Here is a 15,077-nt window from a genome sequence, read left to right as displayed (position 1 = left end):
CACCGGCCCGGGCAGGGGGCATCCGGCCCGGCGCCGCTCAGAGGTCTCGGCCGGTACGGAGCCACACGGCGGTGTCGGCGGGCAGCCGGTCGCCGTCGAGCGGGCCGCTGGCCAGCAGCACGGCCTCGTGCTGCGGGAGCCGTACCGGGCCGGCGCCCAGGTTGACCACGCAGGCCAGGCCGGATTCGCGGGTGAAGGCGAGCACGTCCTCGCCGGCCTCCAGCCAGCGCAGCGCGCCGTCGCCGAGCTCGGCGCGGCGGATCCGCAGCGCCCGCCGGTAGAGAGCGAGCATGGAGCCGGGGTCGGCGGCCTGCGCCTCGGCCGTCAGGTCCTTCCAGGAGGCCGGCTGGGGCAGCCAGGGCTCCCCCGCGCCGAACCCGAACGGCGGCTCCTGCCCCGACCAGGGCAGCGGTACCCGGCAGCCGTCGCGGCCCGGGACCGTGTGCCCGGACCTGGTCCAGATGGGGTCCTGGCGCAGCTCGCCGGGGATGTCGTCGACCTCGGGCAGGCCGAGCTCCTCCCCCTGGTAGACGTAGACGCTTCCGGGCAGCGCCAGCGCGAGCAGCGCCGCGGCCCTGGCCCTGCGCTCTCCCAGCGCCGCGTCCGACGGTGCGCCGTCACGGCGGTCGGCGTGCGAGAAGGAGGTGACCTGCCGGCCGTACCTCGTCACCGGGCGGGGCACGTCGTGGTTGGACAGCACCCAGGTCGGCGGGGCGCCGATCGGCACGTGGGTGGCCAGGGTCAGCTCGATCGAGGCCCGCAGCTCCCGCGGGTCCCAGGCGCGGCCCAGGAAGTCGAAGTTGAACGCGGTGTGCATCTCGTCGGGGCGCAGGTAGCGCGCGAAGCGCTCCTGGTCGGGCAGCCACACCTCGCCGATCAGGATCCGGTCTTCGTAGGAGTCGGTGACGCGCCGCCAGCCCCGGTAGATCCCGTGCACGCCGTCGAGGTCGCCGTCGGCGCCGGCGGGGCTGTCGAAGTCCTTGACGATCAGCGCGGCCGAGTCGATCCGGATGCCGTCCACGCCGCGGTCGAGCCAGAAGCGCAGCACGTCGTGGAACTCCGCCGCGACCTCGGGGCTGTCCCAGTTGAAGTCGGGCTGGCCGGGGTCGAACAGGTGCAGGTACCACTGGCCGTCGGGGACCCGGGTCCAGGCGGGCCCGCCGAAGATGGACCGCCAGTCGTTGGGCGGCAGGTCGCCGCGGCCGTCCCGGAACCAGAAGCGCTCCCGCTCGGGCGAGCCGGGACCGGCCGCCAGCGCCTGGACGAACCATTCCTGCTCCACCGAGCCGTGGTTGGGCACGATGTCGATGATCGTCCGGATGCCGAGGGAGTGGGCCTCCTCGATGAGCTTCTCCGCCTCGGCGAGCGTGCCGAAGACGGGGTCGATGTCACGGTAGTCGGCCACGTCGTAGCCGCCGTCGGCCATCGGCGAGGGGTACCAGGGGTTGAGCCAGATCGCGTCGGCGCCGAGCTCCGCCAGGTACGGCAGGCGGGCCCGCAGGCCGGCCAGGTCGCCGATCCCGTCGCCGTTGCCGTCGGCGAAGCTGCGCAGGTAGACCTGGTAGATCGCGGCTCCTCGCCACCACGCGCCCTTCTCCGCCCCCCTCTGCGGGGCCGTCTCGGCCGACGTGGCGGGGCCCGGGGTCGTCCCCGGAATGGCACTGCCGGACATGCTGCAGCAACTCCTTGTGGTCGTGGACGGGTGGCGGGGCTCAGCCCTTGAGACCGCCGGCGGTCAGACCGGCCATGATCTGCCGTTGGAAGACGAAGAAGACGACGATGGTCGGGATGCTCGCTATCACCAGGGAGGCGATGAGCACGTTCTGCGGCATCTGCGCCGACAGCGAGGCGATGCCGATGCTCACCGACATCTTCTCGTTGTCCGGCAGCACGAGCAGCGGCCAGACGAAGTCCCGCCAGACGTTCACCACGGTGAGGATGGACACCACGCCGAGGATCGGCCGGGAGATCGGCATCACGACCGACCAGAGGATCCGCCCCGGGGAGGCCCCGTCGATCTCGGCGGCTTCGAGCAGTTCCCTCGGGATCGAGTCGAAGAAGCGCTTGAGCAGGAAGATGTTGAACCCGTTGGCCGCGGCCGGCAGCCAGATCGCCCACGGGGTGTTCAGCAGGTCCCAGCCGAGGATCGGCAGGTCCTTCACCGTCAGGTAGGCGGGGAGCATGATGACCATCGGCGGGATCATCAGGGTGGCGAGCATCAGTGCCAGGACGAGCCCGCCGAGCACGGGCCTCAGCTTGGACAGCGCGTAGGCCGCCGTGACGTCGATCGCGAGCGTGAACAGCCAGGCTCCGCCGGCGTACAGGGCGGTGTTGCCGAGCAGCAGGCCCAGGTCCAGCAGTTCCCACGCCTCCAGGTACGCCTCCAGGGTGAACCGGGGCGGCAGGAGGCTCGGCGGGGTCCGCAGGAGGTCCTCGGTCGACTTCATCGCGCCGGTGACCATCCAGTACAGCGGGAAGACGAAGACCGCGGTGAAGCCCGTCACCACCGTGGCCAGCACGGTCCAGTAGACGATCCTGCCCCCGCGGGAGTTGAGCCGGTGCGGTGAGACGGCGGTGCGGAACTCCGTCGGAATGGGCCTGCGGGGCCGCGAGGCCCTCCCCTGCTTGCGGGGGCGTCGGCCGGGGTCGGCGGGGGCGCCGGAGGGGCGTCCCGGGGCGGTGGTGAGATCCGTCATCTCGGCGCCTCCTACTTGGTGTCGTCGCGCGAGAGGCGCAGGTAGAAGGCGGAGAACACCATCAGGACCAGCATGAGCATCACGCCCAGCGCGTTGCCGCCGTTGACGTTGCCGAAGTTGAACGCGTACTGGTACATGAGGTACACGACGCTGACGGTCGAGTTCTCCGGGCCTCCGCCGGTGAGCAGGTACGGCTCGATGAAGACCTGCATGGTCGCGACGATCTGCAGCAGCATCATCACCAGCAGGATCAGCCTGGTCTGCGGGATCGTGACGTGCCGGATCCTCTTGAAGAGCCCGGCGCCGTCCAGCTCCGCCGCCTCGTACAGCTCGCTCGGGACCGTCTGCAGCGCGGCGAGGTAGATCAGCGTGCCGCTGCCGAGGTTCATCCAGGTGGAGACGACGACCAGCGAGATCAACGCGGTGTCGGAGGAGTTCAGCCAGTCCAGCGCGGGCAGGTGCAGGAAGCCCAGGATCTGGTTGAACAGGCCGGTCTGCGGGTCGTAGAACCACTGGAACAGCAGCACCCCGACCGCCGGCGGGAGCATCACCGGCAGGTAGACGACGAATCTCAGGTAGGCCCGCGCGTGGCGCAGCTCGTTCAGGACGATCGCGACGACGAACGGGATGCCGTAGCCGCAGGCGAGCGCCAGCAGGGTGAACATCGCGGTGTTCTTCCAGGCGGGCCCGAAGGCCGCGTCCTCGAACACCGTGACGAAGTTCTCCAGCCCGACCCAGACGGGCGGGTCGACGAAGTTCGTCTGCTGGAAGCTGAGCACGATCTCCCACACCATGGGGTACCAGGAGAAGAACGCGAAACAGATCAGTGCCCCGCACAGGAAACCGTAGGCGGTCAGGTTGCGCTTGACGTCGCGCCGCCGCTTGGTGGGGGGCCGCCCTCGTGTGCCCCGCATGCTCACTGTGGTCATCGATACAGGTCTTTCGGTCTCGGCGTGACGGGCGGGGCGCCGGCGGACCGCCGGCGCCCCGGGAGGCGGACGGTCAGCCCTTCTTCGCCAGCAGGGCGTTGACCTTCGCCTCCGCGTCGGCCAGGAGCCGGTCGACGTCGGCGTCCTTCCTGGTGAGCACCGCCGACATGGGCGTGTCGAGGATGGCGTAGATCTCCTGGGCGTACGGGCCGGGCTCCGGCTTGGCCGGCAGTCCCTTCGAGCCCTCGACCCACTGGGTGTACTGCGCGGGATCGACCGTGGCGTACCGCCTGCGGGCGTCCAGGACCTGCGTGCCGGTCGCGCTGCCGGCCTTCCACAGGTCCGGGTACGGCTGGCCGACCGGGTAGTCCTGGGACTTGGCCCGCTCGTAGTCGAGCTGGCCCTTGCCCGGCGTCAGGTACTGGAACTCGATCCACTTCAGGCCCGCCCGGATCTGCTCGGGCGTCGCCCTGGGATTGATCATGAAGCCCTTGCCGCCGTTGAGCAGGGCCCTCGCCTCCGGCTGCGCCGCCACCGCGTAGTCCTCGAACTTCGCCTGGAAGTCGTTCCTGAGCGGTACCAGGACGTCGGGGGCGCCGAGCATCATGCCCATCCTGCCGCCGGCCATGGCCTTCATCAGGTCCTCCCACTTGATGAAGAGCCTGCTGCCCATGCTGTCGTCGGTCCAGCGCATCTGCTTGAGGTTCTCCAGGACGGCCCTGCCCTCGGGGGTGTTGAAGGCCGCCTTCTTCCCGTCGGGGGTGATCACCTCTCCGCCGCGCCCGTAGATCGACGCGGTGAAGTGCCAGCCTCCGGTGTTGCCGCCGCTGTACTCGCCGAAGCCGACGTATCCGGGGCCGAGGGCGGCGATCTTCTTGGCCGCCGCCTGCACCTCCGTCCAGGTCCTGGGCGGGTTGTCCGGGTTCAGGCCGGCCTGCGTGAACAGCTTGCGGTTGTAGACCAGGCCCATGCCGTAGCCGTCGGTCGGCACGCCGTAGACCTTGCCGTCCTTCTTGAAGATCTCCACCGAGCCGTTGAGCTCGCCGTACGTCTTGACGGTGTCCAGGTACGGGGTGATGTCGGCTGCCTGGCCGGCTTCCATGAGGCGGCCCACGTTGGGGAAGTTCGCGTAGAAGACGGTCTCGAGCTGGCCGCCGGCCAGCTTGGCCTCGAACGTCCTCGGCTCGTAGCAGGGGAAGGCGTCCGAGGCCTTCTCGATCGTGATGTCCGGGTTGAGCTTCTGGAACTCCGCCATGTCGTCCTCGAAGTTCTGCCGTTCCGCCTTGTTGGTCTTCGGCGGCATGCAGTTGATCGAGATCGATACCGGCGCGTCCCCGGCGGCCGAGGCTCCGGCGCCCTGCGCGGGCCGGGCGCCGTCCCGGGCGGACTCGTCGGAACCGCACGCGGCGGCCGACAGGCCGAGCCCGGCCACGAGCAGTGCGCCCATGGTCTTGCGGTAGCCGGATCTCCTCATCGCGCTGACCCTTCTGATGGGGGGAACGGAGCCGATGGCGGTGCCCGTCCCGGCCTGGACGGGCACCGCCACCGGCCGCCCGTCCCCTGGTGTGGCCCACACGATAAGCACCATCAACATGTGTCCGCAATATTTCAACAGTACATTGCAAGATAACGACTGAGTTACGCGATTTTCAGGAGAGCATGCAGCAGGGGTGGAACGGTGTCCCGTTCCACCCCTGTGAGCAGCCCTTCATCCCCCGGCCCGCAGCCACCGCCCCGGCCTTCCGGCTCTCCCGCCGGCCCTCCGCCGGACCCCGGCGGCTTCGGCTTCCGCGCCGGCCTCTCCGCCGGACCCCGGCGGAGCCCTCCGGTCTCAGCCCCCCGCGCCGGCCCGCGCCGTCGAGGCGCGCACGACCAGCTCCGGTTCGAACAGAAGCTCGTCGGCGGGCACCACCGCCTTGTCGATCTGAGCCACCAGCAGTTCCACGGCCGCGCGGCCCATCGCGTCGATGGGCTGGCGCACCGTGGTCAGCGGCGGGTCGGTGCAGTTCATCATCGCCGAGTCGTCATAGCCGATCACCGAGACGTCCCGTGGCACCGACAGCCCCGCACGGCGCACGGCCCTGATCACCCCGAGCGCCAGCACGTCGCTGGCGCAGACGATGCCGGTGACGTCCCTGCGCAGCAGGCGGGCCGCAGCCGCGTGCCCGCCCTCCAGCGAGAACATCGTATGCTCGACCAGGTCGGAGTCCCCTCCCGCCGACGCCATGAAGATCTCCAGCTTGCGCCGGGAGGGCATGTGGTCCCGGGGACCCAGCACCAATCCGACGCGCTCGTGCCCGAGCGCCCGCAGGTGGCCCAGGGCCATCTCCGCGGCCACCACGTCGTCGGAGGAGACCTGGGGGAAGCCCAGGTGCTCCACCGCCGCGTTGACCAGGACCGTGGGCAGCCCGCGCTCGTGGATCAGCCGGTAGTGCTCGTGGGAGGCGTCGGCCTGGGCGTAGAGGCCGCCGGCGAAGACCACGCCAGACACCTGCTGCTGGAGCAGCAGGTCGACGTAATCGGCCTCGGAGACCCCGCCCACCGTTCGGGTGCACAGCACCGAGGTGAACCCCTGCTGCGCCAGCGCGCCGCCCACGACCTCGGCGAAGGCCGGGAAGATGGGGTTCTGCAACTCGGGCAGCACCAGCCCGACCAGACGGGCGCGGTCACCGCGCAGCTGGGTGGGGCGCTCGTATCCCAGCACGTCCAGAGCGGTGAGCACGGCCTCCCGGGTCGCCTCCGACACCCCGGGCTTGCCGTTGAGGACGCGGCTGACCGTCGCCTCGCTCACCCCGACCTTCTTCGCCACATGTGCAAGTCGTCGCGTCATGCCGCAAACTATACGACATTTAACGCAAGTATTTGCGTAAATTTGCGCCGCTCGGTCGCCGACCGTTTGCAGCCGTCCCGGTGCGGCCCACCCCCGCGTCCCCGTACGGCCCACCGGGCAACGGGCCGCACGGGCCGCGGCCCGTCGGACCGCGCCCGTCCTCGCGACGCGCGGCTCATCCCCCGCCGGAGGACCTGAGCAGCGACTCGCGCCGGACCTCGAGCTCGTTGATCAGGTTCTCCTGCTCGTCGGCCAGGTTGATCATCTGCGCCCGCTCGTTGGCATCCGTGGCGCCGAGCCCGCCGACCTGGTCGCGCATGGCCGCGACCTCCGCGCGCAGCCGCGCCAGCTCCTCGTCGAGCCTGCGCAGTTCTTCCTCGTTGCTCATCCGCTGTCCATACCCCGGGACGGCCCGGGATCACGCGAGATCCCGCCGGCGGCGGCACGGCGCTCCCGCCGCCAGAGCCGAGCGGACCAGACAGACCGGACGGACCGGACGGACCGGACGGACCCGGGCGGACGCCGTCCCCTGCTGGTCCGCTCCCGGACCTCAGATCCCGCTGCGGGGGTCTTCCGGCCCCTCCCGGTCCCCCGGCTCCCCCGGGCCCGTCCCGCTCTCGGAGGCGACGGGGAGGGCGACGGCCGCCCCGGCTCCGGAGTCGCCGGGACCGGCGGCGGCGTCGGCTCGAACCTCGTCGGCGGCAGTGGCGAGGGGAACTGCTCGACCTCCTCGTCCGGGCGGAACAACTGCCAGAGCATCCCTGCCAGCAGCACCAGCAGGACGGTCAGCACCGCCCCGGCCAGGATCACCGACCTGCGGGTCTCCACCGCGGGCGGGGCCCCCGGGAGGGAGCCGGCAGCGCGGGTGAGCGGTCGCCCACCCAGTGCGGCGCGAAGTCCGGGCCGTGCCGCGCACCGGTCAGCGTGCCGCGCACCAGCACCGGTTCCAGAAACCGCTCGGCCCCCGCCCGGTCCGGTTCGTACGGCGTGGCGACCCAGGGCGCCGCACCGCCGTCCATCGCCAGCACCTGCGGGACCGTCTCGGTCACCGCCGTCCGGCCCCGCGCCGCCCTGGCCATCCAGCCCCGGACCCCGCGGCTGGCCGCCGCCTCGCGGATCGCCGTGACGAATCTGTCCCTGGCCGCCGGATCCTGCGCGGCCCCCCTGGTCAGCACCGCCAGCGAAACCGCCCGGCCGCCGGAGTCCTGCCCCAGGTAGACCAGCCCCGCGGGCCCCACCCGCAGGCGCGCCTGCAGGACGAACTGCCCGAGCCGGGGCGGGTCACCGTACTGGAGCGGACTGGCCACGTCTGCCATGAAAGCACACGGGAAAGCCTGTGTCGGCGATCACACCTCGCGCAGGTGGGTATCAACCGGAAATGCGCACCACTCCAGCCATGCGGCAGAGCCCTCTGTTTGGTGGAATGTCACCATGACCGTCGCCGAGGAAGTTCCCAGCGAGACCGACGCCGGACTGCTGCGCGAGGCCCTGACCGAGGTCCGGCGGGTCATCGTGGGCCAGGACCACATGGTGGAGCGGCTGCTCGTGGCGCTGCTGGCGCGCGGCCACTGCCTGCTGGAGGGGGTGCCCGGCGTCGCCAAGACCCTGGCCGCCTCCACGCTGGCCACCGTGGTGGGCGGCACCTTCGCCCGCATCCAGTTCACCCCCGACCTGGTGCCCAGCGACATCGTGGGCACCCGGGTCTACCACCCCTCCCGCGAGGCCTTCGACGTCGAGCTCGGTCCGGTCTTCGTCAACTTCCTGCTCGCGGACGAGGTCAACCGCGCCCCGGCCAAGGTGCAGTCGGCCCTGCTGGAGGTCATGGCCGAGCGCCAGGTCTCCCTGGCGGGGCGGACCCACCCGCTGCCCAAGCCGTTCGTCGTGCTCGCCACCCAGAACCCGATCGAGTCCGAGGGCGTCTACCCGCTCCCCGAGGTCCAGCGCGACCGCTTCCTCTTCCGGGTCCGGGTCGGCCATCCCAGCGCCCATGAGGAACTGGAGATCCTGCACCGGATGAGCGTCACCCCGCCCACGCCCAAGGCGGTCCTCGACCCGCAGCGGCTGTCGGCCCTGCAGAGCCTCGCCGACCAGGTCTCGGTGCACCAGCTGGTCGCCGACTACGTCGTCCGGCTGGTCATGGCCACCCGCTCCCCCGCCGAGTACGGCCTGGCCGGCCTGGAGGAGAACATCGAGATCGGCGTCAGCCCGCGCGCCACGCTCGGCCTGGTCGCCGCCGGCCGCGGCCTGGCCCTGCTGCGCGGCCGCGACTACCTGCTCCCCGACGACATCCGGGACGTGGCCGTGGACGTGATGTCCCACCGGCTGATGCTCACCTTCGACGCGCTCGCCGACGGGATCGACCCCGACGACGTGGTCCGGCAGATCCTCGGCGCCGTGCCCCCTCCGCTCGTGGTCTGGAACCAGGGTCCCCGATGACCCCCGGGCCGCGACGCGCCGGCGTCGCCACGAGTACGGCCGAGCAGGCCCTGCGCAGGCTGGAGCTGACCATCGTGCGGCGGCTGGACGGCCTGCTGCACGGCGCCCACCAGGGCCTGCTCCCCGGGCCCGGCAGCGAGGCCGGCGACAGCCGCGTCTACGTCCCCGGCGAGGACGACGTCCGCCGCATGGACTGGGCGGTGACCGCCCGCACCTCCGTCCCGCACGTCAGGGACCTCATCGCCGACCGGGAACTGGAGACCTGGGTGCTGGCCGACCTCTCCCCCAGCATGGACTTCGGCACCGCCGCCATGGAGAAGCGGGAGCTGGTAGTCGCCGCGGTCGGCGCGGTCGGGTTCCTCACCCGGCGGATCGGCAACCGCTTCGGCGCCTACGTCCTGCACGACGAGTACGTCCACCGGATGCCCGCCCGCGGTGGCCGGCCCGCCCTGTACGGCCTGCTGCACTCGCTGATGGACGCGCCCCGGGCGCCCGGTCGCCGATGCCCCCGACCTGGCCGAGGGCATCGAGGTGCTGGCCTCGGCGCGGCGCCGGCGCGGCCTGCGGGTGGTCGTCTCCGACTTCCTGGACGCCTCCCCCGCCCTCGACCCCGGCCTGGAACTGCCCTGGGAGCGGCCGATGCGCCGCCTGGCCGCGCGCCACCAGGTGCTGGCCGTCGAAGTGATCGATCCGCGTGAGCTGGAGCTGCCGCCCGTGGGACTGGTCAGCCTCACCGACCCCGAGTCTGGACGGAGCCGCCAGGTCCGGCTCACCGCGAGGGTGCGCGCCGCCTACGCCCGCGCGGCGGCCGTCCAGCGGGAGGTCAACCGGATGGCGCTGCGCCGCTGCGGCGCGGCGCATCTGGTGCTGCGGACCGACCGCGACTGGGTGGCCGACATCGCCCAGTTCGTGCTGAGGCAGCGGCGCACCGCGCACCTGACGCACCGGCACCCGGCGGCGGGGGCGGCCCGGTGACCTTCCTGTCTCCCGCCTGGCTCTGGCTGTTCGCCGCGCTCGCGGCCCTCGCCGCCGCCTACGCGGCGGCCCAGTTCGCCCGCCGCCGCTACGCGGTGCGCTTCACCAACCTGCCGCTGCTCGACCTGGTGACGCCCTCCGGACCGGACTGGCGCCGCCACGTCGCCCCCGTGCTGTTCTTCCTGATGATGAGCCTGCTGGTGCTGTCCGCCGCCCGTCCGGCCGACGCGGTGCGGGTGCCCCGCGACCGGGCGACGATCATCATCGCGCTGGACGTCTCGCTGTCGATGGAGGCCGGCGACGTCCCGCCCAACCGGCTCGCCGCGGCCAAGGAGGCCGCCCAGAAGTTCGTCCAGGACCTGCCGGAGCGCTTCAACGTCGGCCTGGTCGCCTTCGCCCGCTCCGCCAACGTGGTGGTCTCCCCCACGCTCGACCACCAGGCCGTGGCCACCTCGCTCGCCAATCTCAACACCCGGGCCGGCACCGCCATCGGCGAGGCGGTGTTCAGCTCCATCGACTCCATCCGCTTCTTCGACCAGCAGGCCGTCAGCGACCCCCCTCCGGCCGCGATCGTGCTGCTGTCCGACGGCGACAACACCTCGGGCCGGTCGGTGGCCGAGGCGGTCGAGTCGGCGGTCAACGCCCGCGTGCCGGTCTCCACGATCGCCTACGGCACCCAGGACGGCACCGTCTCCATCGACGGCAGGGAGGTGAACGTCCCGGTGAACAAGGCCACCCTGCAGACCCTCTCGCAGGGCACCGGGGGGCGCGCCTACGAGGCGGAGTCGGGCAGCGAGCTGCGGGCGGTCTACGAGCAGATCGGCACGTCCCTCGGCTACCGGACGGTCAACCAGGAGATCGGCCAGTGGTTCACCGTGGCGGGGGTGGTGACGGGCCTGCTGTTCGCCGTCTCCGCCCTGCTGCTGGGCTCGCGCATCCCCTGACCGCGCGTCCGGGGTCCCGTCCCGGCCACCGGGCGTGCGGAGCGCCGCGCCGGAGGCGGGACAATGAGCACGTGGCACATTACTTCGAGGAGCGCCCCGAGAGCGCCAGCCGGCCGGGCTCGGTCACGCTCGTCCTCCCCGACCTCCATCTGAGGCTGGAGACCGACAGCGGCGTGTTCTCCCCCGAGCGGGTCGACCAGGGCACCCGGATCCTGCTGGAGAGCGTGCCCCCTCCCCCGCCGGAGGGCGATCTGCTGGACCTGGGCTGCGGATACGGGCCGATCGCGCTGACGATGGCGTCGCGGGCTCCCGGCGCGAGGGTCTGGGCCGTCGACGTGAACCGCCGTTCCGTAGCGCTCTGCAATCGGAATGCGCAGACCGCGGGCCTTGACAAAGTAAGGTCAATGCATGTCGACGAGGTCCCCCCGGAGGTCAGGTTCAGCGCCATCTGGTCCAATCCGGCGATCCGCATCGGCAAGACCGCCCTGCACGAGATGCTGACGCGCTGGCTGTCGCGCCTGACCCCGGACGGCGCCGCCCACCTGGTGGTCCAGAAGCACCTGGGGTCCGACTCCCTGCAGCGCTGGCTCAACGAGCAGGGCTGGCCCACGACCCGGGCGGCCTCCCGCTCCTCCTACCGGATCCTCCGGGTGGGGGCGCGGTGAGCGCCGGCCGGCCGGCGCGGAGCCGGCCGACAGGCGGCGAGAGCACGACGACGAGACCCACGACGATCAGGAACGGTGAACGACCCATGACCGCCAACCCGCGCAGGCAGCTGCGGCCGACCGACGTCAAGCGGCTCAACCGCACCTGGCGCAGGAACACCGAAGGCCGCCTCGCCTTGATCGTGGAGTCGGTGACCGGGCCGTTCAACATCGGCTCCATCTTCCGTACGGCCGCCGCCTTCGGGGCCGACCGCATCTGGCTGGCCGGCAACGCCACCGCCCCGACCAACCCCAAGGCGCAGAAGACGGCGCTGGGCACCGACCGGCTCGTCGCCTGGGAGGAGCCGGTCCCGGTGACGGAGGCCGTACGGGCCGCCAAGGCGGACGGGTTCCGGGTGGTCGCGGTGGAGCTGACCGGCGACGCCGTCCCGCTGCACGAGGCGGAGCTGTCCGGCGACGTGTGCCTGGTGGTGGGCAGCGAGGACCACGGCTGCTCCCCCGCGCTGCTGGAGGCCGCCGACGCCGTCTGCTACATCCCGCAGGTCGGCCGCGTCGGCTCCTTCAACGTCGGGGTCGCCACGGCGATCGCCGTGGCCGAGGTGCGCCGCCGGGAGTGGGCCGCCCTGGAGCCGGCCCGCACCGGCGGGAGCCGGAGTGACCGGAGCCGCCGGAGCGGACGGGCCGCGCCGGGAGCGGTCACGCGCTCCCGGCGCCCCCTGGATGTGATCGTGCGATCGGGCGGGCGGGCGTCCCGGATGCGCTCACGCGCTCCGCAGCGCGTCGGCGAGCGGGCCCCGGCCGGTCACCGTGATCCGTCCGGCCTCCACGGCGTCCGCGACCGTCCGGACGTCCCGGGCGAGGGCGACGCAGGTGTCCGCGTCCGTGGCGAGCCGCGCGTCGGCGGCCTCGGCCGGGCCGTCCCCGTAGGACGGCGGGCCCTCCCCGCCGAGCCGCAGGTGGAAGGTCCCCTCCTCCAGCGCGACTTCGACGACCCCGGCGTACCCGCCCGCCGCCCGCTCGAGCCGGTGCACCAGGGGGACGGCGAACCAGTGGGCGCGGACGGCGTCGGTCGGGCTCCGCTCGGCGAGGCCGTCCGCGCCCAGGACGCCAGCGCCGCCAGGACCGGCACGCAGACCGCGGCCGCGCGCCGTGAGCTCGTAGACCGTGGCGGCGCCGGGCGGCGGCAGCCTGCGGCGGGTCACGACGCCCTCGCGCTCCAGGTCCTTCAGCCGGGCGGCGAGCACGTCCGTGCTCACCCCCGGCAGGTCGGCGTGCAGCTCGGTGTACCTGCGGGGACCGGCCAGCAGCTCCCGGACGACCAGCAGCGCCCACCGGTCGCCGACGGCGTCGAGTGCCCGCGCGATGGCGCAGTACTGGTCGTAGCTCCGTCGTGGCATGCCGCCACTCTAACGGTTGGACTTTCCAAGTGCTCACTTGGTAGAACCAAGTAACACCGCAGACGGCGGAGACGCGGACACGGATCGGGAGACCACCGCATGGAGTTCAGGCAGTCGAGCAAGCTGAACGGGATCTGCTACGAGATCCGCGGACCGGTCGTCGAGCACGCCGACGCCCTGGAGGAGGCGGGCCACAGCGTGCTCCGCCTGAACACCGGCAACCCGGCGCTGTTCGGTTTCGAGGCGCCCGAGGAGATCGTCCAGGACATGATCCGGATGCTCCCGAAGGCCCACGGCTACACCGACTCCCGGGGCGTGCTGCCCGCGCGGCGGGCGGTGGCCCAGCACTACCAGGAGCGCGGCCTGCCCGACGTGGACGTCGACGACGTCTACCTCGGCAACGGCGTCTCCGAGCTGATCTCGATGGCGGTGCAGGCCCTGGTCGACGACGGCGACGAGGTCCTGGTCCCGTCCCCGGACTATCCGCTGTGGACGGCCGTGACCACCCTGGCCGGCGGGCGGGCCGTGCACTACCTGTGCGACGAGTCGGCCGGCTGGTACCCCGACCTCGACGACATGGCCGCCAAGATCACCGCTCGCACCAGGGCCGTGGTGATCATCAATCCCAACAACCCCACCGGTGCCGTCTACCCGAAGCAGGTCCTGGAGGGGATCCTCGACCTGGCGCGGCGGCACGGCCTGATGGTGCTGGCCGACGAGGTCTACGACAAGATCCTCTATGACGACGCCGTCCACCACCACGTCGCGGCGCTCGCCCTCGACCTGGTGTGCCTGACCTTCTCCGGGCTGTCGAAGGCCTACCGGGTGGCCGGCTACCGCTCCGGCTGGCTGGTGGTCTCCGGCCCGCGCGAGCACGCCCGCGACTACCTGGAGGGCCTGACCATGCTGGCCTCCATGCGGCTGTGCCCCAACACCCCCGCGCAGTACGCCGTCCAGGCGGCGCTCGGCGGCCGGCAGAGCATCACCGACCTGGTCCTGCCCGGCGGGCGCCTGCGTGAGCAGCGCGATCTCGCCTGGGAGAGGCTCAACCGGATCCCCGGCGTCTCGTGCGTGAAACCGCAGGGGGCGGTGTACGCGTTCCCCCGCCTCGACCCCGAGGTGCACAGGATCGTCGATGATCAGCGGTTCGTCCTGGACCTGCTGCTGCGCGAGAAGATCCAGGTCGTGCAGGGCACCGGCTTCAACTGGCCGCGCCCCGACCACTTCCGCATCCTCACCCTGCCGCACGCCGACGACCTGGACGCGGCGATCGGCCGCATCGGCCGGTTCCTGGACGGCTACCGCCAGGGGTGACCCCGCCCGCCGGGGACGGCCCCTCGGCGGAGCCCGCCCCCGGCGGTCACCCGGCCGGCGTCAGCCGCGGACCTTCGAGGAGCGGAAGAGCTTGGCCGCGAACATGCCCACCACGGCCACCAGACCGATGATCAGGCCCACTTCAGCAGGCCGAACAGGAAGCCCAGCACCGAGCCGAGCAGGAAGAAGGCGAGCACCACGGCCGCCACGATCAGCAGAATTCGTCCCATGTGCCCACCGTAGGCCGCGGCGGGGCCGGGCGGCGGTCCCGCGGGCCGAGATCAGGGACAAGCCAGGGTCGCCCCTCAGGGTCGTCCCGCCCGCCGTACCGCGGGCGGCGGCAGGCCGGAACGGGCCCCGGGCGGCGGTCCCGGGCGCCGATCATCCGGGTGCGGCAGCGGACCGCGAGCCGTTCCACGGGTTTGTTTGCTCTCACCTGGGCGGGTAGACGAGCCGCCGATGCCCGTCCCCTGACAGGAAAGAGCCCGATCATGATGAACGAGAACCTGTGGAACTACCGCCCGGACGTCTACGGCGGCGACCGCTCGCTGGACCTCATCGGCTTCGAGGTGCAGGGCCCCGACGGGGAGATCGGCCCGGTGGAGGAGGAGAGCACCATGGCGGGTGACAGCTACATCGTCATCGACACCGGATCATGGATCTCCGACAGGAGCACGCTGCTGCCCGCCGGCCTGATCACCCGTGTCGACCCGATCGAGCGCACGGTCCACGTCTCCCCCACCAGGGAGGAGATCATGGACGCCCCGCACGCCCACGGCGCCGAGGCCGGAGCGTCCCGCTCCCGCGAGCGGCTGAGCGCGTACTACGCCCACCTGCTCGTGGACCGGACCCCGGCCGGGTGAGGGCGGCCGCCCCGCAGCGGCCCCGGCC

13 protein-coding genes and 2 pseudogenes are annotated in these 15,077 nt (G+C 72.1%); 7 read left to right on the top strand and 8 right to left on the bottom strand.

What is annotated here, in order from left to right:
- Positions 1-37 precede the first annotated feature (37 nt).
- From ACWJ6R_RS15060 to ACWJ6R_RS15030, 7 genes are all read right to left on the bottom strand, one after another.
- Positions 38-1,672 (bottom strand): glycoside hydrolase family 13 protein, encoded by a 1,635-nt coding sequence (locus tag ACWJ6R_RS15060; protein ID WP_449062817.1) that lies wholly within the window; start codon positions 1,670-1,672, stop codon positions 38-40.
- Between the two features lie 40 nt (positions 1,673-1,712).
- Positions 1,713-2,696: a carbohydrate ABC transporter permease gene (locus ACWJ6R_RS15055; protein ID WP_449062816.1), complete on the bottom strand. Its 984-nt coding sequence runs from the start codon at positions 2,694-2,696 to the stop codon at positions 1,713-1,715.
- An 11-nt stretch (positions 2,697-2,707) separates the two neighbouring features.
- Positions 2,708-3,625, bottom strand: coding sequence for a carbohydrate ABC transporter permease (locus ACWJ6R_RS15050; protein ID WP_449062815.1), 918 nt, complete (start codon positions 3,623-3,625; stop codon positions 2,708-2,710).
- A gap of 73 nt (positions 3,626-3,698) precedes the next feature.
- Complete coding sequence (locus ACWJ6R_RS15045) at positions 3,699-5,219, bottom strand: ABC transporter substrate-binding protein (RefSeq protein WP_449062814.1); 1,521 nt, start codon at positions 5,217-5,219, stop codon at positions 3,699-3,701.
- Positions 5,220-5,456: 237 nt separating this feature from the next.
- The gene (locus ACWJ6R_RS15040; RefSeq protein ID WP_449062813.1) at positions 5,457-6,455 is read right to left on the bottom strand and encodes a LacI family DNA-binding transcriptional regulator; all 999 of its coding nucleotides are present in this window, start codon (positions 6,453-6,455) and stop codon (positions 5,457-5,459) included.
- A 175-nt stretch (positions 6,456-6,630) separates the two neighbouring features.
- On the bottom strand, positions 6,631-6,843 hold the full coding sequence (locus ACWJ6R_RS15035; protein WP_449062812.1) for a hypothetical protein: 213 nt from the start codon (positions 6,841-6,843) through the stop codon (positions 6,631-6,633).
- A gap of 418 nt (positions 6,844-7,261) precedes the next feature.
- Positions 7,262-7,762, bottom strand: a complete 501-nt coding sequence (locus tag ACWJ6R_RS15030; RefSeq protein ID WP_449062811.1) for a hypothetical protein — start codon at positions 7,760-7,762, stop codon at positions 7,262-7,264.
- Between the two features lie 124 nt (positions 7,763-7,886).
- On the opposite strand from ACWJ6R_RS15030, the gene ACWJ6R_RS15025 reads away from it, so the two are divergent.
- From ACWJ6R_RS15025 to ACWJ6R_RS15005, 5 genes and pseudogenes are all read left to right on the top strand, one after another.
- Positions 7,887-8,891: an AAA family ATPase gene (locus tag ACWJ6R_RS15025; protein WP_449062810.1), complete on the top strand. Its 1,005-nt coding sequence runs from the start codon at positions 7,887-7,889 to the stop codon at positions 8,889-8,891.
- Positions 8,888-9,866 (top strand): annotated as a pseudogene (locus ACWJ6R_RS15020) (DUF58 domain-containing protein). The gene ACWJ6R_RS15025 and the pseudogene ACWJ6R_RS15020 overlap by 4 nt, the downstream one beginning before the upstream one ends.
- Positions 9,863-10,810 carry a VWA domain-containing protein gene (locus tag ACWJ6R_RS15015; RefSeq protein WP_449062809.1) on the top strand — a complete coding sequence of 316 codons (948 nt, stop codon included), beginning with the start codon at positions 9,863-9,865 and terminating at the stop codon, positions 10,808-10,810. Before ACWJ6R_RS15020 ends, ACWJ6R_RS15015 begins: the two are co-directional and overlap by 4 nt.
- Positions 10,811-10,881: 71 nt before the next feature.
- Positions 10,882-11,475: a class I SAM-dependent methyltransferase gene (locus tag ACWJ6R_RS15010; protein ID WP_449062808.1), complete on the top strand. Its 594-nt coding sequence runs from the start codon at positions 10,882-10,884 to the stop codon at positions 11,473-11,475.
- Between the two features lie 86 nt (positions 11,476-11,561).
- A pseudogene (locus ACWJ6R_RS15005) lies at positions 11,562-12,104 on the top strand (TrmH family RNA methyltransferase); the annotation flags it as partial.
- A 132-nt stretch (positions 12,105-12,236) separates the two neighbouring features.
- Here the strand turns inward: ACWJ6R_RS15005 and ACWJ6R_RS15000 are convergent.
- Positions 12,237-12,872, bottom strand: coding sequence for a winged helix-turn-helix transcriptional regulator (locus tag ACWJ6R_RS15000; RefSeq protein WP_449062818.1), 636 nt, complete (start codon positions 12,870-12,872; stop codon positions 12,237-12,239).
- Between the two features lie 99 nt (positions 12,873-12,971).
- On the opposite strand from ACWJ6R_RS15000, the gene ACWJ6R_RS14995 reads away from it, so the two are divergent.
- Complete coding sequence (locus tag ACWJ6R_RS14995) at positions 12,972-14,186, top strand: pyridoxal phosphate-dependent aminotransferase (protein WP_449062807.1); 1,215 nt, start codon at positions 12,972-12,974, stop codon at positions 14,184-14,186.
- Between the two features lie 491 nt (positions 14,187-14,677).
- On the top strand, positions 14,678-15,049 hold the full coding sequence (locus tag ACWJ6R_RS14990; protein ID WP_449062806.1) for a PRC-barrel domain containing protein: 372 nt from the start codon (positions 14,678-14,680) through the stop codon (positions 15,047-15,049).
- Positions 15,050-15,077: the final 28 nt, after the last annotated feature.

The sequence above is a fragment of the Planomonospora algeriensis genome (assembly GCF_977012225.1).
The sequence above is the reverse complement of the archived record's forward strand: the minus strand, read 5'-3'. Positions and strand labels throughout refer to the sequence as shown.

Excerpts from the sequence above, each read along its gene's own strand:
- ACWJ6R_RS15060 (WP_449062817.1), bottom strand. The coding sequence starts at position 1,672 with ATGTCCGGCAGTGCCATTCCGGGGACGACCCCGGGCCCCGCCACGTCG.
- ACWJ6R_RS15055 (WP_449062816.1), bottom strand. The coding sequence starts at position 2,696 with ATGACGGATCTCACCACCGCCCCGGGACGCCCCTCCGGCGCCCCCGCC.
- ACWJ6R_RS15050 (WP_449062815.1), bottom strand. The coding sequence starts at position 3,625 with ATGACCACAGTGAGCATGCGGGGCACACGAGGGCGGCCCCCCACCAAG.
- ACWJ6R_RS15045 (WP_449062814.1), bottom strand. The coding sequence starts at position 5,219 with ATGTTGATGGTGCTTATCGTGTGGGCCACACCAGGGGACGGGCGGCCG.
- ACWJ6R_RS15040 (WP_449062813.1), bottom strand. The coding sequence starts at position 6,455 with ATGACGCGACGACTTGCACATGTGGCGAAGAAGGTCGGGGTGAGCGAG.
- ACWJ6R_RS15035 (WP_449062812.1), bottom strand. The coding sequence starts at position 6,843 with ATGAGCAACGAGGAAGAACTGCGCAGGCTCGACGAGGAGCTGGCGCGG.
- ACWJ6R_RS15025 (WP_449062810.1), top strand. The coding sequence starts at position 7,887 with ATGACCGTCGCCGAGGAAGTTCCCAGCGAGACCGACGCCGGACTGCTG.
- ACWJ6R_RS15000 (WP_449062818.1), bottom strand. The coding sequence starts at position 12,872 with ATGCCACGACGGAGCTACGACCAGTACTGCGCCATCGCGCGGGCACTC.
- ACWJ6R_RS14995 (WP_449062807.1), top strand. The coding sequence starts at position 12,972 with ATGGAGTTCAGGCAGTCGAGCAAGCTGAACGGGATCTGCTACGAGATC.
- ACWJ6R_RS14990 (WP_449062806.1), top strand. The coding sequence starts at position 14,678 with ATGATGAACGAGAACCTGTGGAACTACCGCCCGGACGTCTACGGCGGC.